Raw genomic sequence first — 21,603 nt, 5'->3', positions numbered from 1 at the left:
GGCCGGACCCGCCGGCAACGCTTACCTCCGAGTATAGCACAGTTTTTCCCGATTTGCGCCGGGTTGCGCTTTTGTGCCGATTGCGCTGCGTCACAAGCGTGTTAGCTTGTCGTCAGGGTACAGGAGGTGAGTATGCAGCAAACGGCACGTACAGTCGTCATTCACAAACATGGTGGCCCCGAGGTTCTGACCCTCGAAGATCGCCCGGTGGGCGAGCCGGGACCGGGCGAGGTGCGCATTCGTCACCGTGCCTGCGGACTGAATTTTATCGACGTGTACCAGCGCGCGGGTCTTTACCCGCTTGAGCTGCCACACGCGCTGGGAATGGAAGCCTCGGGCGTGATCGAGGCAGTGGGCGAAGGCGTGACCCATCTGGAACCCGGTCAGCGCGCGGCCTATGCCGCAATGCCAGCCGGGGCCTATTGCGAGGCGCGGGTGATGCCTGCGGCGCAAGTGTGCCCGCTGCCTGAAAGCATCTCATTTGACACGGCTGCGGCAATGATGCTCAAGGGGATGACGGTCGAATATCTATTTCATCGCACGACGCCGTTGAAACGCGGGGATACGGTTCTGTTCCACGCCGCTGCCGGAGGTGTAGGCTTGATCGCCTGCCAATGGGCCAAATCCGAGGGGATTAAACTGATCGGGACCGCAGGAACGGACGAAAAATGTAGCCTCGCCAAGTTCAACGGGGCGGCGCATTGCATCAACTACCGCACCGAAAACTTCGCCGAGCGCGTGGCCGAGATCACGGGTGGTAAAGGCGTGGACGTGGTAATGGACTCGATCGGAGCGGATACGTTCAACGGCTCGCTCGACAGTCTCAAGCCACTGGGGATGATGATCTCGTTTGGCAATGCATCGGGCTCGGTACCGCTTATCGACATCGGCATTTTGGCCAAGAAAGGCTCGATCAAGATCACACGGCCCACCTTGTTCACGCATATTGCCGATCACAGCGTTTGTCAGGCGATGGCGCGCCGTCTGTTCAACAAAGTTGATGGGGGCGAGGTCAAAATCCACATCGACCAGCGTTTCCCGCTGGATCAGGTGGCCGAGGCGCATCGCACGCTTGAGGCACGCAAGACAACGGGCAGCACCATCCTGGAACTATGATCTGACATGGCCCCGACTTCTGGTCGGGACCAAGCTTGTGCGCAAGGAATGAGTCAGAACCGGTATGCGGCGCGGGCCTGAAAGGTGGTCGCATCGACGTCGACGCCGGATGAATTGAAGTCGTTGAACTCGTGATACAGGATTTCGCCACCGATGCTTACATTCGGGGCAACGATCTGTTCGTACCCGGCACCGATGAACCAACCATCGTCACTGCCCAGATTATCGGTTCCGGCTTCGGCAAAGCCGCCGATGCCATAAAGCAGCCCTTGCGATGTGACTTTGTAACCCGCGCGCGCTTTGATGCGCCAAACATCCTCGACCGTGGCTGCGCCACTCAGATCAACGTCTGTCCAATCGTAGTCGAAGCCGCCGCCAACAACCCAATCGCCAAGATCGTAGTCATAGCCCAGAATGATGCCGCCAATCGCACCGCCGCCGTCGATGCCCGAGATGTTTGTGTCGATATCGGCATATCCGACTTGCAGACCGCCATAGAACCCCGTCCAGTCGCCTGAAGATTGCGCAGCGGCTGATCCCGCCGCCAGAAACGCAAGGCCAGTGGCCGCCAAAATCTTTTTTCTCATGTCGTGCTTCTTTCCCTCAGCTCGGTTTATTGCGCCTTTCCCGGTTTGGATCGCGCACTTGCATATTTGAATACGTTTGAGCGAAGGGTTGGATCACTCGGTGATTTAGCGAAGGAGGGGGTTTTCACCGAACCGACGTGGCATAGGGGCGTCGTGCGGTTGAAAGTTTGCTTGCGGAAGGGAAACTATCTACAGATAGCTGTCCAACGAAAAACGGCGGCAGATTTCTCTGCCGCCGCCCCGAGGTAATCCGTGAGTGGATTATTGAGCTTGCAGCTCTGCCGGAGTTTTGCCGGCAATGTCTTTCCAGTTGGCGTCTGCGCGCTCGTTAAAGCCCGGGATGTCGCCTTCCCAGCGTTCCTGAATGTCGGCCGACAGGTTCAGGTACAGCTTGTTGTCAACGATTTTCCAGTAGTTCGGGTCGCCGTCAAACTTGAAGCCCATCGCGGTGCCGAATGCGCAGTAGCCGCCATATGCGGGCAGGTAAGCTTCGGGGTTTTCTTCAAATGCAACTTTGTTTTCTTCCGAAGCAAAGCGGTACAGCGCATCGTTGTGCAGTGTGGTGATGCGGTAGTCGCCCTTGGTGGCTTCGCCAACGGTGAAATAGGCAACCGGGTCATAACCCTGCAGCGCCAGGCCGGTCGAGCTTGCGTTCAGTTCAACGCCAGCGGCCAGAGCCGTGCTTGCAACTGCGACGGACAGCGCAACGCCGCCGATGAGGGATTTGATCTTGTTCATGGTGTTCACCTTTCGTGAATTGAGCCACCGGACGACACAGTAATTGTATCTGGGCAACCCTGTCGATTTTGTTCTGTGCGGTCGGTAATTGGCCGTCACGACCCCGAAGTGGGGGCCGGTCTGATCACGTTCAAAACAATCAAATGTGATCATGAGGTAACAAACGCGTTTCGCCCATGAATAAAGGGCGATGCTTACTTTTCGGGCTGAAAAGAAATCACGAATTCAGTGACTTTTTGTGCCGACATCTCACAGGGGCGCAGCAGGGCGCCGCTGTTTTTGGTCAGATAAAGGTTCAGGCTGATATAGTCCGGCCCACCGCGTTCACGGGCCACCAGTTTGTGGGATTTCCCACCTGCCAACTCGGATCGACTGACGACATAGGATTTGGCGCCGCTCTGCCCCTTAGACGTGCCAAGAGGGATTGCGAAGAATGCGGTCAGAAACGTGTCCGAGGCGGTCAAGACTGACCGATTTTTGGCTCGGTTCCAGCTTTGATGCGCGCGATATTGGCGCTGTGGCGCCAGTAGACCAGCAAGGTCAGGATAACACCCAGCCCAAATGTCGAGGACTCAGTCAGCACCATGATCCAGATTGTCGACATCGCCGCAGCCATCAGAGCCGCGAGAGACGAGATGCGCCAGATCAGCGCCGTCACCAGCCATGTCAGGCAACAGGCTACGCCGACGCGCCAATCCAATGCCAGCCACAGGCCGAGGAAGGTCGCGACACCCTTGCCGCCCTTGAACCCCAGCCAGACCGGATAGCAATGGCCCAAAAACGCGGCCAGGGCGGCGATTTGAGCGGCGTCTTCTCCGGCCAGTGCGCGCGCCAGCAGGACAGCGACCCCGCCTTTGGCGGCGTCAAAGATCAGGGTCAGCGCAGCAGCGCGTTTGTTCCCGGTACGCAGGACATTGGTCGCGCCGATATTGCCCGAGCCGATATTGCGCAGATTTCCCAGCCCCATCACCTTGGCAAGGATCAGACCAAAAGGGATCGACCCTATCAGATAGCCAAATGCGGCCCAAAGGATCAGTTGGGCCGTGGAACTGTCAATTGGGGGCATCAGGGTCTCCGGTATACTTCTTGGCCTGCGACATAGGTTGCCGTGACCTTACCCTGCATCCGCTGGCCGTCAAACGGAGTGTTCTGCGATTTCGATTTCAGGCTGAAGCGATCCAGCACAAAGGGCACGTCCGGGTCAAACAGCACCAGATCAGCTGGCGCGCCTTCGGCCAGTCGTCCGCTCTCCAGCCCCAGCCGTTTGGCCGGGTTCAAGGCCATGGCGCGGAACAGGGTCGGCAGGTCCAGTTGCTCGGCGTGATAGAGGCGCAGTGCGGCAGGCAATAACGTCTCAAGCGCCACTGCGCCCGATGCTGCCTCTTCAAACGGCAGGCGTTTGCTTTCCTCGTCCTGTGGCGTGTGCATCGAACTGATGATGTCGATCAGACCAGTGCGCACCGCCTCAATTACGGCTTGCCGGTCATCCTCGGACCGCAGCGGCGGCTTGACCTTGAAGAAGGTGCGATAGTCGGCCACGTCCAATTCGTTCAGCGTCAGGTGGTGGATCGAGGTGCCTGCGGTGATATTCAGCCCGTTCCGCTTGGCGCGCTCCAGCGCGGGCAGGGCGCGGGCGGTGGTGATCTGATCGGCGTGGTAGGCGGCTCCGGTCATCTCAAGCAGAGCAATATCGCGGTCCAGCCCCATGCGTTCTGCCATGGGCGAAACGGCAGGCAACCCATAAAGCGCGGCGAACTTGCCGCTGGTAGCGGCGGCCCCGGTGCTGAGTCCCGGTTCCTGCGGATGCGCTATCACCAGCACGCCGCAGGATTTGGCATAGGTCAGCGCGCGGGAAAAAACCTTGGTATTGGCGACTACGTGGTCGCAATCGGTAAAGGCCACAGCGCCTGCATCTTGCAGAAAGCCGATCTCGGTCATCTCGCGCCCTTCGCGGCCCTTGGTCAGCGCGGCCATGGGCAGCACATTGACCGGCGCATCCGCCTGCGCGCGGCGCGTGGCGAATTCCAGCGTTTCGGGTGTGTCGATGGCGGGCAGCGTATCGGGACGGGTAACGATGGTGGTTACGCCGCCCGCTGCGGCAGCCAAGCCGGCGGATTTATAGCTTTCCTTGTGCCGTTCGCCCGGCTCGCAAACCTTGACTCCGATATCGACGATGCCGGGGGCCAGACATTGCCCGCCGCAGTCGATCACCTGTGCGTCTGTGGCCGGAGCGGCACCTTCGCCGAGGCCAGCAATGCGGCCTTCCGAGACGTGCAGCCAACCAACTGTGTCCGTTCCGGCCTCGGGGTCGATCAGGCGGGCATTGGTGAAAATCTGGTCGGTCATGTCTGGGCCTCTCGGGCTTTGATCAGGGCTGCCATGGCGGCGTCCGGGTCGGGCAGGTATTCGAATACCAGAAACCGCAGCTGCGAAAAAACGATGTTGTGTCCGTTGCGATAGAATTTCAGGTCGGGATGAACGGATAAGGATTTTGCTTTGAATATCTCGCTGATCCACCAGACGTTGCGGTTGGTCACGACGTAGACGCGCCGCGTGCGGATCAACCGTTCCCACCACATGAAAAACGCCAACAACAACGTGCAACCGATAAGCTTCCAATAATCGCGCACAGTCTCCGCAAACCATGGGCTGGCAATCCAACTGAGCGCAAGGCAGGCAATTAGAATGCCATATGCCCATCTCAGGCGTGGAGGAAAATATCCCTGGTCAGGCCGCCCATGCCACAGCACCTGTTCAGTGTCGGGTATTTTCTTGCGCCACCGGTCGTCGCTCATCCCATGGCCCTTTCTATGGCGGCTTTGGTGGCGGCGGGGTCGGCTTGGTACTTGATCAGGTGCTTGTCGCCGCTCTTGGTGACGACCTGCACGAAACTGCCCATCGTGTTGACGGCTTCGATCTGGTTCAGCGCAACCTTGCGCGGGCCGGGACCGGTGAGGGTGCTGTCAGACATTTCCCACGCATTGCTCAGTTCCTCGGACGCCAGATACCACGCGCGGATGCCGATGGCTGCAAGCCCGGCGGGCGCTCCGGTCCAGACATAGGGGTTTCCGATCAGCCAAAGCACGATCATCGCGCCCGCCATGGCGATGGCGGCCAGGGTCAGGTTGGTTTGGATATAGGCGCGCTTGTTCGGGGTGAAGACTACAGGATCAGCCACAGGGCACCTCCGACAACAAACAAGATGATCACCGCCAACAGGGCCGAGCCGATGCGGTTGGGTGCGCCGGTCTCGATCGGGGATTGCGGGGCCGAGAAGGGCCGCGCGCTTTCAGTGTCGATCGCGCCGCCGGTCCAGTTGGTGGCCTCTTCGGTATAAAGTCCTTGCAGGTGAAGGCGGGCGTCAGGCGTCAAGTTGGCCGCGCGATCGTGAAACGCGGCACTGCGCACCACCATCACCCAGCCTTCGATGGCGTCCAGCGTGGCGCGGTTCAGCTGATCCTCGGACACACCGCAACCTTCGTGCAGGTATCCATAAAGCCCGAGGTCTTCGAGGTCTGAAACGGGAAAGATATCGATCTGCCCTGTATCCAGACCATCGACCCCAAGAACTTGATCGGCGGCACCGGGTTCGCGCAGGAACTTGGCCTCCTCAGCGCGCATATCCAGCGTGAATAGGCGGATCACGCCGCGTTCATGGGGGGCGACGGTCAGGTTGTTCATGCCGCCTCGCGCAGGTTGCGGGCCAGCAACTCCATCGCGGCCATGCGGACGGCGACGCCCATTTCGACCTGTTCCTGAATGACCGAGCGGTTGATATCATCGGCCAGCGTGCCGTCGATTTCCACGCCGCGGTTCATCGGGCCGGGATGCATGACGATGGCGTCGGGTTTGGCCAGCGCCAGTTTTGCCGAATCCAGCCCGTAGCGGTGGTAATATTCGCGCTCCGAGGGGATAAAGCCGCCATCCATCCGCTCTTTCTGAAGGCGCAGCATCATCACGACGTCGACGTCCCTCAGACCTTCGTTCATGTCGTCGTAAATCTCGGCCCCGAACTCGGCAAAGGTCGAAGGCACCAACGTCGGCGGGCCGATCAGGCGGACACGGTTTTCCATCTTGCCCAGCAGGATCAGGTTCGACCGTGCCACACGCGAATGCGCGACGTCCCCGCAAATCGCGATGTTCAGACGGTGCAAACGACCCTTGGCGCGGCGGATGGTCAATGCGTCCAGCAGCGCCTGCGTCGGGTGTTCGTGCTTGCCGTCACCTGCATTCAGCACAGCGCAGTTCACCTTTTGCGCCAGCAGGTCCACAGCACCGGAATGCGGATGCCGCACCACCAGCAGATCGGGGTGCATCGCGTTCAGGGTCATAGCCGTGTCGATCAGAGTCTCGCCCTTTTTGATTGAGCTGGCCTGCATCGCCATGTTCATCACATCCGCGCCCAGCCGCTTGCCCGCCAGTTCGAAACTGGCCTGCGTTCGGGTCGAGTTTTCAAAGAACATGTTGATCTGCGTCAGCCCTGACAGCACGTCGGAATGCTTGGTCGACTGTCGGTTCATGTCGACATAGGTCTCGGCCAGATCAAGGATGGCGGTGATATCGGATTGTGACAGATGCTCGATGCCAAGAAGGTGACGATGGGCGAAACGCATGGGCGGGCTCCTGTCTGACAATCGAGCCGCTTATAGAAACCTGCGGGGGCTAAGGCAACCTATGGTTCCGACCCCTCGGGCAGTTTCTCGCACCCGCCTTCGGGCAGGCAACGCTCGCCGGGTCTGCACCATTTGGCATTGCCGCAATCAACGGCCTTGACCGGGACGCAGCCTTGATTGGCTGAGCATTTGAATCCTTGCCGACATTGCGAGCCGGTTTCTTCGCATAGGAACCAGCCCGGACGGGTGCAGCCGCCGCCCGGCAAACAACTTGTGCCGCTGGCGCAGGTGCTGCCGTCGTCACATCTGGCTTGTGGGCGGGGCAGGTTAAACTCCAGCTGGATCGCTTCGCATTCACCGCGCCCGTTGCACGAGGTGCCACTGGGACAATCCAGGCTTGTCCGGCACTTGTTCTCGCCCTTAGGGGCGCAGCGGCGACTGCCGATGCAACGCTCGAACGGGCCGCAGGAAAAGCCGCCGCCGCAATAGGTGCCGCCGGGTGGGATGCAATGTCCGTCAAAACCGCAGCGTTGCCCGACCGGACAGCAGTTGCGCCCGCACCGCAATTGCCCCGCGCGGCATTGGTTGACGCGGTCCTGAACCCGGTTGCGTTGCGACAGGCCGTTGCGGTTATGGATGCCTGGGGTTTGAATGCCGAGGCGGTCATTTATCTGCGCAAAGCTTGGGCTGCTGAAGGGGATCAGCAACACGGCAACCAGAAAGAATCGCAAAAGGGTCAACATGAATGCGACAATGGTCGGCGCGGCAGGGCGGGCGATCAAGTGCTATTCGCTTTCCCTCGGTCAAAAGCTGGTTAGATTGAGGGGCATGGAATCGGCTTTGGACTATTACACCGCGCGGGCGCTGCTGGATTGGCAGATCGAACTGGGCGCAACGGATGCAATTGGCGACGCGCCGGTTGACCGATATGCGCTGCCCGATACCGCACCCAAAGCCAAAAAGCCGGAGGTGCAGGCCGCGCCTGCAAAGCCCAAACAGGTCGATCCTGTGGCGGTTGCCAAGGCCGCGGCCACAGCGGCGGGGTCGCTGGATCAGTTGCGCGCGGCGATGGACGGGTTTGATCATTGCGAGTTGAAGCGCGGCGCGCGACAGTTGGTTTTTGCTGATGGCACGCCGGGTGCGCCGGTGATGATCATCGGTGAGGCTCCGGGCCGGGACGAGGATCGTGACGGCAAACCTTTCGTAGGCCGCGCGGGTCAGTTGTTGGACCGTATGCTGGCGGCGATTGATCTGGATCGGCGGGAAAACGTCTACATCACCAACGTGCTGCCATGGCGGCCGCCGCAGAACCGCGACCCCAAGCCCGAAGAGATCGGGATGATGAAGCCGTTTCTGGAACGTCACGTGGCACTGGTCAAGCCCGACGTGCTGGTGGTCATGGGCAATATAAGTTGTCAGGCAGTGCTGGGCAAACGAGGTATCACCCGGCTGCGCGGGCAATGGGCTCAGGCGCTGGATCTGCCGGTGATCCCCATGTTCCACCCTGCCTATCTGCTGCGCCAGCCGCAGGCCAAACGACAGGCCTGGGCCGATCTGCTGGAACTGAAAGCTCGGCTGGAGGGTAAGTGATGCGCATTCTGGCCTTTTCTGACTTGCATATGGCACGTCACCGCGCCTCCGAACTGGTTGCTGCGAGTACCGAGGCCGATCTGGTGATCGGCGCCGGGGACTATTGCAACATGCGGCAGGGTCTGGGTGAGGCGATGGACATGTTGTCCGGCATCACCGCTCCGCTGGTTCTTGTGTCCGGCAACGCCGAAAGCGCCGAGGAACTGACCGCTGCCGCGCCGTATGGCGTTCATGTCCTGCACGGGACAAGTATGACTGTGGACGGGTTGCGCCTGTTCGGTCTGGGCTATGGCGTGCCGCCGACGCCGTTCGGAGACTGGTCCTGTGACCTGTCCGAGGGCGAGGCCGCTGAGTTGCTGGACCGGTGCGAAGGGGCGGAAGTTCTGATCACGCATTCGCCTCCCAAAGGCTATGGCGATGTGACCTCGACCGGTGATGCGGTTGGGTCGACCGCGGTGCGAGATGCGATCGAACGGTTGCAACCGCAGATGTCGCTACATGGGCACATCCACGACAGCTGGGGCTATCGCGGCACGCTAGGGCAGACACAGATCGCCAATCTTGGGCCGCGCGTGAATTGGTTCGAGGTTGAGATATGATCGAAACAGTCACTCTATTGGCTTTCATCCCGGCGGCAATGGCGCTGAACTTTACGCCCGGCGCGGACATGATGTTCTGTTTCGGGCAGGGATTGAAATCCGGAGCAAAACCCGCGCTGGTCGCTAGTGCCGGAGTTTCGACGGGGCTGATGGTGCATGTGTTGTTGGCCGGGCTTGGGCTTGGGGCTGCGGTTTCTGCTCTGCCATGGTTGTTCGACGTGATCCGCTGGATGGGTGTGGCCTATCTGCTGTATCTGGCCTGGGGTGCGATCCGACATGGGGCTGTGTCTGCGGATGCGCCTGCTAAACCGGCGCGCTATGCGTTTCGGGACGGGATGGTGGTGAACCTGACCAATCCCAAAGTGATCCTGTTCGTGCTGGCCTTTATCCCGCAATTTGTGAACCCGGCCATCGGACCGATCCTGCCGCAATTCCTCATCCTGGGCGTGATCATCGCGCTGGGTGGGTTCGTGGTGAACGGACTGGTGGGGATTTTTGCTGGAGGCGCTGGGCGAGTGCTGATTTCGAACCCGCGCGCCTCACGTATCATTGGTTGGGTGACGGGCGGGATTTTCACTGCTCTGGCGATCCGCCTTGCTATTCTGGAAAGGGCCTGACGCAAGATGTCACGCATTGATGAAACCATGGATTTCATTCCCGTTCGGATTGCGGTCCTGACCGTCTCGGACACCCGTTCACTGGATGAGGACCGTTCGGGCCAAACCTTGGTGGACCGGATCGAAAAGGCGGGCCATTCGGTGGCGGATCGCAAAATCATCCGCGATGAGCGCGCCCAGATCGCAGATCAGCTGCGCACTTGGATTGCCGACCCCGAGATCGACGTTGTGATCTCGACCGGCGGCACCGGGCTGACGGGGCGTGACGTGACGGTCGAGGCGCATCGGGACGTCTACGAAAAAGAGATTGAGGCCTTTGGCACCGTCTTCACGATTGTCTCGATGGAGAAGATCGGTACCTCGGCCGTTCAGTCCCGCGCAACGGGCGGCGTGGCAGGTGGCACCTATCTGTTTGCGCTGCCCGGCAGCCCCGGTGCTTGCAAGGACGCCTGGGATGCGATTCTGGAAAAGCAGTTCGATTATCGCCACCGTCCCTGCAATTTTGTAGAAATAATGCCCAGATTGGACGAACATCTGCGACGGAAGTAGACTGCTCGCACGTTCAACACTTTATAACCGCTTTGTGGCTTGGCATTTTTGACCGCCCGGCTACCTTTTGTAGGTGGCGGCTTGATGCAACCGGGGTAAGTGCAACATGCGATTTCTGAGGCAGAGCCTTGTCGGTGTGTTTCTGGCGTCCGTGACGCTGGCGCTGCTGTTTGTTGCGGCCCAGATGATCGCGGGGGCCGTGCAAGAAGTGCTGACCCGCGAAGATCGCCCGCCGCAGGCTCGTGAACGCATCTTTGCCGTATCCGTACGCCCGGCCGAGTTTGTAACCGTCACCCCTAATCTGGAAGCGTTCGGTGAGGTTCAAAGCCGTCGCCGGTTGGAACTGCGCGCGGCGCTGGGTGGGCGGGTCGTTGCCCTGTCTGAGGATTTCGAGGATGGCGGTGCGGTAACCGCAGGCGAAGTGCTGGTCGAGTTGGACCCGGCAAATGCGCAATCGGCCCTTGATCGCGCCAAATCGGATTTGCTGGATGCCCAGTTCGAAGAACGTGACGCCGAGCGTTCGCTTCTGTTGGCGCAGGATGAGTTGAAATCGTCAGAAACGCAGGTTGAATTGCGAAACCGCGCGATGAAACGGCAGCAGGACCTTCTGGCTCGGGGTGTTGGTTCTGTCGCGGCGGCGGATGATGCGGAACTTGCAGCAGCCGCGGCCGAGCAAGCAGTTCTGGCCAGGCGTATCGCATTGGCGCAGGCGGAATCGCGGGTGGATCAGGCGACGACACTGCTGTCTCGCGCCCGTATCGCGCTTGAAGCCGCCGAACGTGATCTGGGCGATATGACCATCCACGCCCGGTTTGGTGGAACGCTGACGGATGTCACGCTGGTCGAAGGGCGTTTGGTTGCGGCCAACGAAAAGCTGGCCGAACTTGTGGACCCCAACGCGCTGGAGGTCGCTTTTCGCGTCTCGACTGCGCAGTTCGTGCGTCTTTTGGATGCAAATGGCGATCTGATCTCGGCCCCGGTCACGGTCTCGCTTGAGGTCACGGGCGCGGATCTAACTGCACAGGGACAGATCAGCCGTGACAGTGGGTCTGCTGGGGAAGGGCAGACCGGGCGTCTGATCTATGCGCGGCTTGACGGGGCCTCGGGCTTCAAGCCGGGGGATTTCGTGACCGTCACTGTGCAGGAACAGCCGCTGGACAATGTGGTGCGCCTGCCTTCGTCTGCTTTGGATGCGGTGGGGACGGTTCTGGTACTGGGCCCCGATGACCGGCTTGAGGCGCTGCCTGTGCAACTGGTCCGCCGTCAGGGGGATGAGGTTCTGCTGCGTGGCGAAGGCTTGGAAGGGCGAGAGGTCGTAATTGGCCGCACGCCGCTGCTGGGCGCGGGGGTACGTGTGCGCCCGTTGCGGGTTGAGGCGAGCGCCGGAGCGGATGCGGGCTTGGTCGAACTGTCAGACGAACAGCGAGCGCAGCTTGTGGCGCAGGTCGAAGCCAGCGACCGGATGCCCAAGGACATGAAAGAGCGCGTGCTGACTCAATTGAGCGAGCCTAAAGTCCCCGCCTCGCTGGTGCAGCGAATTGAAAACCGGGCCGGAGGATAGGCGCGATGATGCGCGAAATCCCCGGTGCGGCCAGCGGCATTCTCAGCTATTTCACCCGCCATAGGACCGTCGCCAACCTGTTGTTGCTGGTCATGGTGGTTCTGGGCGTCGCGGCTGCCCCAAACATGCGGGCGCAGTTCTTTCCCGATGTGATCCTGGAACGGGTCGACGTGAATGTCGCGTGGGAAGGCGCGGGCCCCGAAGACGTGGATAACGGGATTGTTCAGGTGCTGGAGCCGGCACTGTTGGCGGTTGAGGGCGTGGCCAGCACAGATGCGACGTCGCGCGAGGGCAATGCCCGCATTCGGCTGGAGTTCGAGCCTAACTGGGATATGTCGCGCGCGGTCGAAGAAGTCAGAACTGCCGTTGATGGCGTGACCAACCTGCCCGAAGATGCGGACGAGCCGACTATTCGGCGCGGGGCTTGGCGCGATCGGGTGACCGATCTGGTTGTGACAGGGCCGGTCGCGCCGGATCAGTTGGCAAAGTTCACCGATGAATTGATCAACCGCCTGTTTGCCGTGGGCGTCACGCGGACCACGATCCGGGGCCTTGCTGCGCCGCGTATCGTGGTCGAGGTGCCCACCGCGCAACTGATCGCCAATGACATCACCCTGTCCGAGATTGCACAAGCTGTCGCTGCCGAGGTCACAGCAAACCCCGCAGGTGATGTGACCGGGGCCAATGCGCGCATCCGCACAGGTACCGAAAAACGGAGCCCCGAGCAGATTGAGGGCATCCCTCTGCGTAATTTCGACGATGGCTCGAAGCTGTTGATCGGCGATGTGGCGCAGATCCGGGTCGAGGGCGTGAACCGCGATCGTAGCTATTTCGTCGGCGAAAACCCGGCCATGTCGGTGCGGGTTGACCGCTCGAACCTGGGGGATGCGATTGAAATTCAGCACACGGTCGAAGACGTGGTCGCCGAAATGCAGGCCAGTCTGCCCGAAGGTGTCACGGTCGAGCTGATCCGAACCCGTGCGCAGGCCATCACCGACCGTCTGGATATTTTGATCGACAACGGGCTGGTCGGGTTGGGACTGGTCGTGTGCCTGCTGTTTCTATTCCTCAACGCGCGGATCGCCTTTTGGGTGGCGGCGGGGATTCCGGTGGCGATGTCTGCGGCGATTGCCTTCATGTATATCGGCGGGTTGTCGATCAACATGGTCTCGCTGTTTGGTCTGATCATCACGCTCGGTATTGTCGTGGATGACGCCATCGTGGTGGGCGAACACGCCGATTTCCGTGCCCGACGACTAGGCGAGCCGCCCATGGTCGCCGCCGAACGCGCCGCACGCCGGATGGCCATGCCGGTCTTTGCCGCGACGTTGACGACGGTGATTGCCTTTTTCGGCCTGACCGCGATTGGAGGTCGGTTTGGCGAGTTGATCCGCGATATCCCCTTCACGGTGATTGCGGTGCTGATCGCCTCGTTGATCGAATGCTTCTTAATCCTGCCGAACCACATGGCCCATGCTATCGCGCATTCGGCCAAGGAGCATTGGTACGATCTGCCCAACCGCGTGGTCAATCGCGGGTTCCGCTGGGTGCGGGATCATGTCTTCCGCAAGGTGATCGCCTGGGCCGTCGCCGGACGGTATGTGGTGGTGGCTGCCATGGTGATGGTGTTGGCCAGCCAGGTGGCTCTGTTCATCAAGGGCGACGTGAACTGGCGGTTCTTTAACGCGCCCGAACGTGGCTCGGTCACCGGTAATTTCATCATGGTCGAGGGTGCGACCCGCACGGACACGCTGGCGATGATGCGGCAGTTGCAGATCGCGGTCGAAGAGATGGGGCAGATCTACGAAGAGCGCCACGGCCGCAACCCCATCGAATACGTTTTGGCCGAGGTCGGCGGCACCGCCGGGTTCGGACTGGCTGCGGCGGACGGCAAGGATTCAGATCTGTTGGGCGGGATTTCGATCGAACTGATCGATGCCGACCTGCGCCCCTATTCCGGCTTTGAGTTCATCGGAGAACTTCAGGACTACGTCCCGCGCCATCCGAAGGTCGAATTGCTCAGCTTTAGGGGATGGCGGTCAGGACCGGGCGGCGATGCAATCGACGTGCAGTTTTCCGGAGCGGATGTGAACACGCTCAAGGCGGCGTCCGAGGACCTGCAACTTGAACTGTCGAAATACCCCGAAGTGTCCGCGCTGGAAGACAATCTGGCCTATGACAAAGAAGAATACATCCTCGATCTGACGGCACAGGGGCAAGCGTTGGGTTTCCGCATCGAAACGCTTGGCCGTGTTCTGCGTGACCGGCTAAACGGGATCGAGGCCGCGACCTTCCCCGATGGCCCTCGCAGCGCTGAGATCAGGGTTGAACTGCCTGAAGGGGAGCTAACCGCCGATTTTCTGGAGCGCACGCTGATGCGTACGCCGGATGGGGTCTATGTGCCGCTGGCCGATATCGTTTCGGTCCAGCGCAAGTCTGGCTTTTCCACCGTGCGGCGCGAGAATGGGCTGCGGGTGATTTCGGTCAACGGGGATATCTCGGAAGACGATCCTGCCCAAGCCGCCGAGATCGCGCGTGCCATGCAAGAAGAGATCCTGCCCAATATAGCCGCTGAACGGCAAGTGGAATGGACCATGGCTGGCCTCAGCGAACAAGAAGATGAATTCCTGACCGAGGCGCGCACCGGTCTGATCCTGTGCCTGACCGGCATCTATCTGGTTCTGGCCTGGGTCTTTGCCAGTTGGACGCGCCCACTGGTGGTCATGGCGATCATTCCGTTCGGTCTGGTTGGCACCATTTGGGGGCATTACATCTGGGATGTCCCGCTTAGCATGTTTACGGTTGTCGGTCTGTTGGGAATGACCGGGATCATCATCAACGACTCGATTGTTCTGGTTACGACCATTGATGCCTATCAGCAGGACAGGGGGCTTGTGCCCTCGATCATCGAAGGCACCGCCGACCGGTTGCGACCGGTCATGCTGACGACGCTGACCACGGTTCTGGGTTTGACACCCTTGCTGTATGAGGGCTCGCAACAGGCGCAGTTCCTGAAGCCGACTGTCATCACGCTGGTCTATGGGCTGGCATTCGGGATGCTGTTGGTGCTGCTGTTGGTTCCGGCGCTGCTGGCGATTCTGAACGACCTGTCGCGCCCGATGACCGCCATGCGCCGCGCCCTGCGTGCCCCGGATCGGGTCGTACAGGCGATGCTGACGGCAACGGGGTTTGTGTTGCTGGTCTGGTTCGGGCTGACCATGGTCTGGCCCGTGGCCACTGGGGCACCGATATCGATGTTGACTGGTCTTTACGGGGCCGAAGATGGAATCGCGGCGTTGAATATGGGGCTTGGGGCCTTTGTCGCAGGGGCTGCTATGATTTTAGTGATAAGTATTGCGCTGTCCGGCCTGCTCTATGCGCGGCTCAAGGGGCGCATGGCCTAGCCTCGGCGCAGGGCGGTTGCCAGAAGGTCGGGGACGCGGTCGCTCATCGGCAGGTCGCCGCGTTGGATCTGATCCAGCGGAAACCACCGCGCATCCCGCGCATCATCACCTGCGGCAGGCTGACCCGAGATATATTCACAGGCCACACCGACCAGCAGATAATGGTTTAGAACCGCACCTTGGGCATCCCGGCGCAGCAGGTCCAGATTGTCCAGATAGTGCAACGGGCGCGCGTTGACCGAGGTTTCCTCCAGCAATTCCCGCCGGGCGGCCTCCAGAACGGTTTCGCCCCATTCGACATGACCCCCGGGAAACCCCCACAGCCCGGCATCAGGCTGTTTGCCACGCTGGACCAGCAGAACCTGCCCGGCATGCACGACAACGGCCAGCGCACCGATTTTGGGGGTTTGGGTCATGCGGGGTCAGCCTGCGCTGCACCCCTGAATGTCGACGGCATGGTTTTCGCCCAGAACGGTGATCCGAATTGCAGACCGGTTCAGAGCAAAAGCAGCCCCATAGGCGCTGACGACTTCAGAGGTCGCAACCAGCGTATCGCCCTGACGCGAAGTGTAGGGCTGCGAAGCCCAGAGCGTTGGGTCGCCGGGCTCGATAACCGCGATCTCCTGCCCTCCGGCCGAGGGCATGGTCACGCGTGCTTCGATCTTGATCCCGTCCGAAGTGGGGGTCAGGCTGCAACGCGCACCGGACACCTGTGCCTCTTTCGCTGAATAAGGGCGCTGAGCCAGCGCTGCGGCGATAGTGGGGTTGCGCCCGGCATCAGCGTTCAGCGTATGGTCAAAGCCCAGCCGTTCGGGAATGCAGACATCCTTGCATATGCCCAAGTCCATTGTGCCTTTCAGATGCACGGGCTTTGCCGGGTTGGTAGGCGTGATCTCGACCGGCAGGACAAGTTGGTCCTCGTAGCCGATAGATTGAAGGCCGTTCTGGTCAAAGATATCCGGTGCGGGCCACGTGATCGACACATCCCCGACATTGTCCGAACTGGTCCAGTCGAACTGAGGCGGGATACCCGCATCACCTGGCGCGCGCCAATAGGTTTTCCATCCGTCCTGCAACGTCACCCGCACGGCGCCCAGATAGGTGCCCTTGACGGTGCGTCCACCATCCAGAATGTCCAGTTCAGCCACAGGGCCATTGACCTCGGCCGTGGCCGCACCGGCCGCACCGAGGATGAGGGTCAAAGCGACCGCTGAAAATGTCATATGCGCGTTCATAATATATAAATGCGCGGTTGCAGCGCAGATTCCAAGTCACGTTCCGGTCACCTGAATGAAATCTGCGGAAAACTGCTGTGATCCCTTGCCAATGCCCGTCCGCAGGGGCCATTGTTGAAGGTGACTCAGCAAGAGATGTCGTTTTATGGACCTAACCGGAAAACTGTTGATTGCGATGCCTGGCATGGGCGATCCGCGTTTCGATCATTCGGTGGTGTTTATGTGCAGCCATGGCGATGACGGGGCGATGGGCCTGATTATCAACAAACCGGCAGACCTGCGGATCAAGACCCTGCTGAGCCAGCTCAATATCCCCTGCCGTATTCCGATTGTCGGCGAACGTCTGGTGCATTTCGGGGGTCCGGTGGAGATGTCGCGTGGCTTTGTCCTGCACAGTGCGGATTATGACGCCAATCTGCATTCGATGAAGATCTCGGATGATTTCAGTATGACGGCGACGCTGGATGTGCTCGAAGATCTGGCCTCGGGGCGTGGGCCGCTGAATTCGACCCTGGCGTTGGGTTATTCCGGCTGGGGTCCGGGTCAGCTTGAGGATGAGATCGCTATGAATGGCTGGCTGACCACGGATGCGACCTCGAAACTGGTGTTCGACGTGCCCGATGATGACAAATGGGAGGCCGCGCTGGCGACCCTTGGTGTTGATCCGCTGACGCTGTCGGCCAGCGCTGGGCGCGCCTGATCAGCTATCTCGCGGCGCGGCGGCGCGGCGCAGGCGGTCATTGATGGCTACACCCAGCCCGACAGAGGGGATCGGCGACACCGCAATCGGGCGTCCGGTATCGTTCAGCTTGTGCAGGGCGGCAAACAGGTTGGCGGCGGCCTCGGTCAGATTGCCAGTGGGCGACAGATTCAGATCGCAATCCAACGCGCCGAAACCCAGCAAAACCTCATCCCCCTGCGCCTGATCAGCCTCAAGGCGAACCGGGGAATCCGGCGCGTAATGCGATTGCAGCTGACCCGGCGCCGTCAAGATGCCACCGGGTTGATGGTGGTGAAGCTCAGTGCCCAAGACATGTTCTATCTGGTCCAGGGCCACGCCGCCAGGGCGCAGCAGGGTTGGCTCACCTGCAAGCCCGACAATTGTGGACTCCAGGCCTACGCCACAGGGACCATCATTCAAAATGGCCGCGATGCGCCCGTCGAGACCGGCGCGTACGTGGTCGGCGGTGGTTGGGCTGATCTGGCCCGAAGGGTTGGCAGATGGGGCGGCCACGGGGCCGTCAAACGCCGTCAAAATGGCGCGCGCTGTAGGATGGGCCGGAACCCGCACCGCCAACGTATCCAACCCGGCCGTGACCAGCGACGACACGCCATGATCTGCGCGCAGGGGCAGCACCAGCGTAAGCGGGCCGGGCCAGAAGGCATGCGCAAGTGCTTCGGCCTGATCCGACCACTGCACGAAGCGCTGTGCCGCCTCAACCGAGGCGACATGCGCGATCAGAGGATTGAAACTGGGCCGTCCCTTGGCCGCGTAGATGTTTGCGACTGCCTCACCGTTGCGAGCATCGCCACCCAACCCATAGACAGTCTCGGTCGGGAAGGCGACCAGCAGACCCTGCCGCAGCAGGTCCGCCGCCTGCGCAATTCCGGTCGGGTCGGCGGACAGTTCGAGGGTTCCGTTGGGGATCATGAGGGGTGACGCCGCGTTTCGATTGCTTGTATCATGGGGACAGGTACCTAATCGTCTAAATCCAGATGAATAACGGCGGGTGCCGGGTTTTCCAACCCTGCCGTTTGAGACCCATTGAAAGCCCCGAGGTGAAGCCATGCCCTATCGCGCTCCCGTTTCCGACTATGAGTTCCTGTTCCGCCACGGCGTCGCGTTCGATCAGATCGCGGCGACGGACCGGTTTTCGGAAGCCAGCGAAGATGTGGTGAGCGCAATTCTGACCGAAGCGGGCAAGATGTGCGAAGAGGTTATGGCCCCGCTACAACGCCCCGGCGATCTGGAGCCCGCGCGCTTGGAAAACGGCGTTCTGCGCACCTCGCCGGGCTATGGCGACGGTTGGAAAGCAATTGCCGAAGGCGGCTGGATCGGGATGAGCGCTGACCCGGAATATGGTGGTATGGGCCTGCCGATGACCCTGACCACGGCTGTTAACGAGATGATGTCGGCCGCCTGTCTGTCGCTGCAACTTGCCCCTTTGATGACCCAGGGCCAAATCGAGGCGTTGGAACATCACGCCAGCGACAGCTTGAAAGAACTGTATCTGCCCAAGATGATCGCAGGTGAATGGTCGGGCACAATGAACCTGACCGAACCGCAGGCCGGTTCAGATGTGGGTGCTCTGACCTCCAAAGCCGAGCCCAACGGTGATGGCACCTATGCGGTTTCGGGCCAAAAGATTTATATCTCGTGGGGCGATAACGATTTTGCCGAAAACATTTGCCATCTGGTGCTGGCGCGTCTGCCCGACGGTGTGCCCGGAACCAAAGGGATTTCGCTGTTCCTGGTGCCCAAGTACCTGCCGGATGAGAATGGGAACCCCAGCGTGGCTAATGACCTGAAAGTGGTTTCTTTGGAGCATAAAATGGGTCTGCACGGCTCGCCGACCTGTGTAATGCAGTATGACGGGGCCACCGGTTGGCTGGTGGGCAAGGAACATGGCGGTATGGCCGCGATGTTCACCATGATGAACAACGCTCGTCTGGGCGTCGGCGGGCAGGGCGTGGGTGCGGCCGAAGGGGCCTATCAGCACGCACTGGCCTATGCGCAGGAACGTAAGCAGGGCAAGACCCCCTCGGGCACCATCATCGACCATGCGGATGTGCGCCGGATGCTGATGGGTATGCGTGCCGATGTTTTTGCGGCGCGTGCAATCATGCTGGCCAACGCTGCGGCCATCGACATGGCCACAGCCACCGGGGATGCTGATTGGGTGGCGCGCGCAGCGCTGCTGACGCCAATCAGCAAGGTCTTTGGCACTGAAACCGGAATGCGGGTTTCGGAAACAGGGGTTCAGGTGCATGGCGGCATGGGTTTTATCGAGGAAACCGGCGCGGCGCAGTTCTACCGCGATGTGCGCGTGACCGCGATTTACGAAGGCACGAACGGCATTCAGGCGATGGACCTTGTCGCGCGCAAGATGATGGATGGCGGCGAGGCGGCGGGTCGCCTGCTGGACGAGATCGAAGATCACGCCGAAAAGGCCCGCGCTACCATGCCCGAACTTGCGGGCCCGGTTTGGGAAGCGACCGAAAGCTTGCGTGAAACCACCGAATGGCTGGTTTCGCAGAGCGATATGAACACCCGTTTTGCCGGTGCGGTACCCTATCTTCATGCGTTTGCGCGCGTGTTGGGCGGACATTTTCACCTCAAGGCGGCGCTGGCTGCGGCCGATGGACCTCGGTTCAAGCTGGCGCGTTATTATATCAACGCGCTGCTGCCTGAATGTGCCGGTTTGTTGGCGCAGGCGCAGAATGGCGCTGACGACATCTACGCAATGGACGTAGATGAACTGGTGGCCTGATGGATGGAGATACCGCGCTGACGATCCGCTATCCTTGGCCCGAGCCTCCGGCACCAGGTGAAGCGATCGAGATTGCCGAAGGCGTGTTGTGGATGCGTCTGCCTCTGCCTATGGCGCTGGATCACGTCAATGTCTATGCGCTGGATGACGGCGATGGGTGGACGGTGATTGACACGGGGCTGTCCTCGAAGAAGACCCGGCGCATCTGGACCGACCTGATGGTCGGTCCGCTGGCTGGCAAACCCGTCAAAAGGGTGGTTGTCACACATCACCATCCTGATCACGTGGGCAACGCCGGGTGGTTTCAGTCCGAACACGGGGCCGAACTGGTCACGACCCGCACCGCCTGGCTGTTTTCCCGAATGCTGCAACTGGACGTCCAGGAAACTTGGCCGAACGAGACGCTGGATTATTACCGCAGCGCCGGCATGGATTCGGATTTCCTGGCCAAACGAATGACCGAACGGCCCTTTAACTTCTGCGACACGGTCTATCCGATGCCACTGGGCTTTACCCGGATCAAGCAGGGCAGCGTGATCCGCATGGGTGGGCGCGACTGGGACGTGCATATAGGCAATGGCCACGCGCCCGAACATGCCACCTTCTGGAGCCGCAACGACAATCTGGTGATCACCGGGGATCAGATCCTCAGCTCGATCAGCCCCAATCTGGGGGTCTACGTCACCGAGCCGCTGGCAGACCCGGTGGCCGAATGGCTGGACGCGTGCGAGCGTTTGCAGGGCCTCGCGCAGCCCGATCATCTGGCGCTGGGCGGGCACAAACTGCCCTTTACCGGGCTGCCGCTGCGGATGAAGCAATTGATCAACAATCATCACAGCGCGCTGGAACGTCTGACCGATTTTCTGAACACGCCGAAAACCGCCGCCGAGTGCTTTCCGCCCCTGTTCAAACGAGAGATCGGCAACGGCGAATATGGGCTGGCGCTGGTCGAGTCAGTTGCACATCTGAACCATCTCTATCACATTGGAGCGGTGACCCGGACGCGGCGCGCAGACGGGGCGTGGGAGTTTCAGCGCAAAGGGTAAAACCATGGACAAGATCGATACCTCGGCCGAGGCGGCAGAATCCGCAGCCCTTCCCCGATGCTACGAGTTCCATGCCAATCCTGACGCTCAATCCGGGGCACAGGAGTTGCCCAACACGCTGCAGAAACCGGTCGAGACCAAAAGCCCCGCGCAATGGGCTTACGAGCGGTTGATCCTCTATATCCAGAATTTCGAAAAGACGCTGGATGCCGACCACGAAGTTGCCATGGGCTTTACCGGTGGCGACGCTGGCGTGATGCGGATCGAAGGGATGGGCTATTTCGACCCGGATATGATCACGTTTTATGGATCGGATGCGACGGGCGCGCGGACGCAACTGGTGCAACACGTCAGTCAGTTGAACGTGATGCTGCGCGCCCTACCCAAATCGGTCGAGGATAAACCGGCCAACCGGATCGGGTTCAGGCTGGCGGCTGATCTGGAAGATAGCTGATTA

Annotated in this window: 24 protein-coding genes; 11 read left to right on the top strand and 13 right to left on the bottom strand. The window is 60.6% G+C overall.

Going from position 1 to position 21,603, the window contains the following annotated elements:
- The first annotated feature begins 132 nt into the window (after positions 1-132).
- Positions 133-1,116, top strand: coding sequence for a quinone oxidoreductase family protein (locus tag ACR3E7_RS11585; RefSeq protein ID WP_480504447.1), 984 nt, complete (start codon positions 133-135; stop codon positions 1,114-1,116).
- Positions 1,117-1,169: 53 nt separating this feature from the next.
- On the opposite strand, the gene ACR3E7_RS11580 is transcribed toward ACR3E7_RS11585, so the two are convergent.
- The 10 genes from ACR3E7_RS11580 to ACR3E7_RS11535 all read right to left on the bottom strand — a co-directional run bounded on the left by ACR3E7_RS11580 (position 1,170) and on the right by ACR3E7_RS11535 (position 7,797).
- Positions 1,170-1,703 carry an outer membrane protein gene (locus tag ACR3E7_RS11580; RefSeq protein WP_480504448.1) on the bottom strand — a complete coding sequence of 178 codons (534 nt, stop codon included), beginning with the start codon at positions 1,701-1,703 and terminating at the stop codon, positions 1,170-1,172.
- 261 nt (positions 1,704-1,964) lie between these two features.
- On the bottom strand, positions 1,965-2,441 hold the full coding sequence (locus ACR3E7_RS11575; protein ID WP_170772674.1) for a YHS domain-containing (seleno)protein: 477 nt from the start codon (positions 2,439-2,441) through the stop codon (positions 1,965-1,967).
- 194 nt (positions 2,442-2,635) lie between these two features.
- Complete coding sequence (locus ACR3E7_RS11570) at positions 2,636-2,905, bottom strand: hypothetical protein (RefSeq protein WP_480504449.1); 270 nt, start codon at positions 2,903-2,905, stop codon at positions 2,636-2,638.
- Positions 2,902-3,507, bottom strand: a complete 606-nt coding sequence (plsY, locus tag ACR3E7_RS11565) for a glycerol-3-phosphate 1-O-acyltransferase PlsY (protein ID WP_480504450.1) — start codon at positions 3,505-3,507, stop codon at positions 2,902-2,904. Before plsY ends, ACR3E7_RS11570 begins: the two co-directional genes overlap by 4 nt.
- A complete protein-coding gene (gene pyrC / locus ACR3E7_RS11560) occupies positions 3,507-4,787 on the bottom strand; it encodes a dihydroorotase (RefSeq protein ID WP_170772669.1) in 1,281 nt (426 codons plus the stop codon). The genes plsY and pyrC overlap by 1 nt, the downstream gene beginning before the upstream one ends.
- Complete coding sequence (locus ACR3E7_RS11555; RefSeq protein WP_480504451.1) at positions 4,784-5,236, bottom strand: hypothetical protein; 453 nt, start codon at positions 5,234-5,236, stop codon at positions 4,784-4,786. Before ACR3E7_RS11555 ends, pyrC begins: the two co-directional genes overlap by 4 nt.
- Positions 5,233-5,619, bottom strand: a complete 387-nt coding sequence (locus ACR3E7_RS11550; protein WP_170772665.1) for a hypothetical protein — start codon at positions 5,617-5,619, stop codon at positions 5,233-5,235. Before ACR3E7_RS11550 ends, ACR3E7_RS11555 begins: the two co-directional genes overlap by 4 nt.
- A complete protein-coding gene (locus ACR3E7_RS11545) occupies positions 5,604-6,122 on the bottom strand; it encodes a hypothetical protein (RefSeq protein ID WP_480504452.1) in 519 nt (172 codons plus the stop codon). Before ACR3E7_RS11545 ends, ACR3E7_RS11550 begins: the two co-directional genes overlap by 16 nt.
- Positions 6,119-7,054, bottom strand: coding sequence for an aspartate carbamoyltransferase catalytic subunit (locus ACR3E7_RS11540; RefSeq protein ID WP_480504453.1), 936 nt, complete (start codon positions 7,052-7,054; stop codon positions 6,119-6,121). Before ACR3E7_RS11540 ends, ACR3E7_RS11545 begins: the two co-directional genes overlap by 4 nt.
- A gap of 59 nt (positions 7,055-7,113) precedes the next feature.
- The gene (locus ACR3E7_RS11535) at positions 7,114-7,797 is read right to left on the bottom strand and encodes a scavenger receptor class F, member 2 (RefSeq protein ID WP_480506649.1); all 684 of its coding nucleotides are present in this window, start codon (positions 7,795-7,797) and stop codon (positions 7,114-7,116) included.
- An 85-nt stretch (positions 7,798-7,882) separates the two neighbouring features.
- On the opposite strand from ACR3E7_RS11535, the gene ACR3E7_RS11530 reads away from it, so the two are divergent.
- The 6 genes from ACR3E7_RS11530 (at position 7,883) to ACR3E7_RS11505 (ending at position 15,374) form a co-directional block, all read left to right on the top strand.
- Complete coding sequence (locus ACR3E7_RS11530; RefSeq protein ID WP_480504455.1) at positions 7,883-8,644, top strand: uracil-DNA glycosylase; 762 nt, start codon at positions 7,883-7,885, stop codon at positions 8,642-8,644.
- Positions 8,644-9,243, top strand: a complete 600-nt coding sequence (locus ACR3E7_RS11525; protein WP_480504456.1) for a metallophosphoesterase family protein — start codon at positions 8,644-8,646, stop codon at positions 9,241-9,243. Before ACR3E7_RS11530 ends, ACR3E7_RS11525 begins: the two co-directional genes overlap by 1 nt.
- Complete coding sequence (locus ACR3E7_RS11520) at positions 9,240-9,860, top strand: LysE family translocator (RefSeq protein WP_170772656.1); 621 nt, start codon at positions 9,240-9,242, stop codon at positions 9,858-9,860. The genes ACR3E7_RS11525 and ACR3E7_RS11520 overlap by 4 nt, the downstream gene beginning before the upstream one ends.
- A gap of 6 nt (positions 9,861-9,866) precedes the next feature.
- A complete protein-coding gene (gene moaB / locus ACR3E7_RS11515; RefSeq protein ID WP_170772654.1) occupies positions 9,867-10,409 on the top strand; it encodes a molybdenum cofactor biosynthesis protein B in 543 nt (180 codons plus the stop codon).
- 106 nt (positions 10,410-10,515) lie between these two features.
- Complete coding sequence (locus ACR3E7_RS11510; RefSeq protein ID WP_480504457.1) at positions 10,516-11,970, top strand: efflux RND transporter periplasmic adaptor subunit; 1,455 nt, start codon at positions 10,516-10,518, stop codon at positions 11,968-11,970.
- Positions 11,971-11,975: 5 nt separating this feature from the next.
- Entirely contained in the window at positions 11,976-15,374 is a 3,399-nt protein-coding gene (locus tag ACR3E7_RS11505; RefSeq protein ID WP_480504458.1) for an efflux RND transporter permease subunit, read from the top strand.
- On the opposite strand, the gene ACR3E7_RS11500 is transcribed toward ACR3E7_RS11505, so the two are convergent.
- Positions 15,371-15,790, bottom strand: coding sequence for an NUDIX hydrolase (locus ACR3E7_RS11500; RefSeq protein WP_170789671.1), 420 nt, complete (start codon positions 15,788-15,790; stop codon positions 15,371-15,373). The genes ACR3E7_RS11505 and ACR3E7_RS11500 overlap by 4 nt on opposite strands.
- A gap of 6 nt (positions 15,791-15,796) precedes the next feature.
- A complete protein-coding gene (locus ACR3E7_RS11495) occupies positions 15,797-16,597 on the bottom strand; it encodes a protein-disulfide reductase DsbD domain-containing protein (protein WP_480504459.1) in 801 nt (266 codons plus the stop codon).
- Between the two features lie 157 nt (positions 16,598-16,754).
- Between ACR3E7_RS11495 and ACR3E7_RS11490 the strand changes: the two genes are divergently transcribed.
- Positions 16,755-17,309, top strand: coding sequence for a YqgE/AlgH family protein (locus ACR3E7_RS11490; protein WP_170772643.1), 555 nt, complete (start codon positions 16,755-16,757; stop codon positions 17,307-17,309).
- Here the strand turns inward: ACR3E7_RS11490 and ACR3E7_RS11485 are convergent, their stop codons facing one another.
- Positions 17,310-18,260, bottom strand: coding sequence for an L-threonylcarbamoyladenylate synthase (locus tag ACR3E7_RS11485; protein WP_170789673.1), 951 nt, complete (start codon positions 18,258-18,260; stop codon positions 17,310-17,312).
- Between the two features lie 136 nt (positions 18,261-18,396).
- Here ACR3E7_RS11485 and ACR3E7_RS11480 point away from each other — a divergent pair, with 136 nt between their 5' ends.
- From ACR3E7_RS11480 to ACR3E7_RS11470, 3 genes are read left to right on the top strand one after another with little or no spacing between them, the layout of a single operon-like run.
- Positions 18,397-20,100, top strand: coding sequence for an acyl-CoA dehydrogenase family protein (locus tag ACR3E7_RS11480; protein ID WP_480504460.1), 1,704 nt, complete (start codon positions 18,397-18,399; stop codon positions 20,098-20,100).
- Positions 20,100-21,146: an MBL fold metallo-hydrolase gene (locus tag ACR3E7_RS11475; RefSeq protein WP_480504461.1), complete on the top strand. Its 1,047-nt coding sequence runs from the start codon at positions 20,100-20,102 to the stop codon at positions 21,144-21,146. Before ACR3E7_RS11480 ends, ACR3E7_RS11475 begins: the two co-directional genes overlap by 1 nt.
- A 4-nt stretch (positions 21,147-21,150) precedes the next feature.
- On the top strand, positions 21,151-21,600 hold the full coding sequence (locus ACR3E7_RS11470) for a DUF6173 family protein (protein WP_170789676.1): 450 nt from the start codon (positions 21,151-21,153) through the stop codon (positions 21,598-21,600).
- Positions 21,601-21,603: the final 3 nt, after the last annotated feature.

It is taken from the genome of Ruegeria sp. BK1 (assembly GCF_056535645.1).
The sequence above is the reverse complement of the archived record's forward strand: the minus strand, read 5'-3'. Positions and strand labels throughout refer to the sequence as shown.

Excerpts from the sequence above, each read along its gene's own strand:
- ACR3E7_RS11490 (WP_170772643.1), top strand. The coding sequence starts at position 16,755 with ATGGACCTAACCGGAAAACTGTTGATTGCGATGCCTGGCATGGGCGAT.
- ACR3E7_RS11530 (WP_480504455.1), top strand. The coding sequence starts at position 7,883 with ATGGAATCGGCTTTGGACTATTACACCGCGCGGGCGCTGCTGGATTGG.
- ACR3E7_RS11585 (WP_480504447.1), top strand. The coding sequence starts at position 133 with ATGCAGCAAACGGCACGTACAGTCGTCATTCACAAACATGGTGGCCCC.
- ACR3E7_RS11470 (WP_170789676.1), top strand. The coding sequence starts at position 21,151 with ATGGACAAGATCGATACCTCGGCCGAGGCGGCAGAATCCGCAGCCCTT.
- ACR3E7_RS11555 (WP_480504451.1), bottom strand. The coding sequence starts at position 5,236 with ATGAGCGACGACCGGTGGCGCAAGAAAATACCCGACACTGAACAGGTG.
- ACR3E7_RS11510 (WP_480504457.1), top strand. The coding sequence starts at position 10,516 with ATGCGATTTCTGAGGCAGAGCCTTGTCGGTGTGTTTCTGGCGTCCGTG.
- ACR3E7_RS11580 (WP_480504448.1), bottom strand. The coding sequence starts at position 1,703 with ATGAGAAAAAAGATTTTGGCGGCCACTGGCCTTGCGTTTCTGGCGGCG.
- ACR3E7_RS11480 (WP_480504460.1), top strand. The coding sequence starts at position 18,397 with ATGCCCTATCGCGCTCCCGTTTCCGACTATGAGTTCCTGTTCCGCCAC.
- ACR3E7_RS11545 (WP_480504452.1), bottom strand. The coding sequence starts at position 6,122 with ATGAACAACCTGACCGTCGCCCCCCATGAACGCGGCGTGATCCGCCTA.
- ACR3E7_RS11475 (WP_480504461.1), top strand. The coding sequence starts at position 20,100 with ATGGATGGAGATACCGCGCTGACGATCCGCTATCCTTGGCCCGAGCCT.
- plsY (WP_480504450.1), bottom strand. The coding sequence starts at position 3,507 with ATGCCCCCAATTGACAGTTCCACGGCCCAACTGATCCTTTGGGCCGCA.
- ACR3E7_RS11485 (WP_170789673.1), bottom strand. The coding sequence starts at position 18,260 with ATGATCCCCAACGGAACCCTCGAACTGTCCGCCGACCCGACCGGAATT.
- ACR3E7_RS11575 (WP_170772674.1), bottom strand. The coding sequence starts at position 2,441 with ATGAACAAGATCAAATCCCTCATCGGCGGCGTTGCGCTGTCCGTCGCA.
- pyrC (WP_170772669.1), bottom strand. The coding sequence starts at position 4,787 with ATGACCGACCAGATTTTCACCAATGCCCGCCTGATCGACCCCGAGGCC.
- ACR3E7_RS11525 (WP_480504456.1), top strand. The coding sequence starts at position 8,644 with ATGCGCATTCTGGCCTTTTCTGACTTGCATATGGCACGTCACCGCGCC.
- ACR3E7_RS11505 (WP_480504458.1), top strand. The coding sequence starts at position 11,976 with ATGATGCGCGAAATCCCCGGTGCGGCCAGCGGCATTCTCAGCTATTTC.
- ACR3E7_RS11535 (WP_480506649.1), bottom strand. The coding sequence starts at position 7,797 with ATGTTGACCCTTTTGCGATTCTTTCTGGTTGCCGTGTTGCTGATCCCC.
- ACR3E7_RS11540 (WP_480504453.1), bottom strand. The coding sequence starts at position 7,054 with ATGCGTTTCGCCCATCGTCACCTTCTTGGCATCGAGCATCTGTCACAA.
- ACR3E7_RS11520 (WP_170772656.1), top strand. The coding sequence starts at position 9,240 with ATGATCGAAACAGTCACTCTATTGGCTTTCATCCCGGCGGCAATGGCG.
- moaB (WP_170772654.1), top strand. The coding sequence starts at position 9,867 with ATGTCACGCATTGATGAAACCATGGATTTCATTCCCGTTCGGATTGCG.
- ACR3E7_RS11500 (WP_170789671.1), bottom strand. The coding sequence starts at position 15,790 with ATGACCCAAACCCCCAAAATCGGTGCGCTGGCCGTTGTCGTGCATGCC.
- ACR3E7_RS11495 (WP_480504459.1), bottom strand. The coding sequence starts at position 16,597 with ATGACATTTTCAGCGGTCGCTTTGACCCTCATCCTCGGTGCGGCCGGT.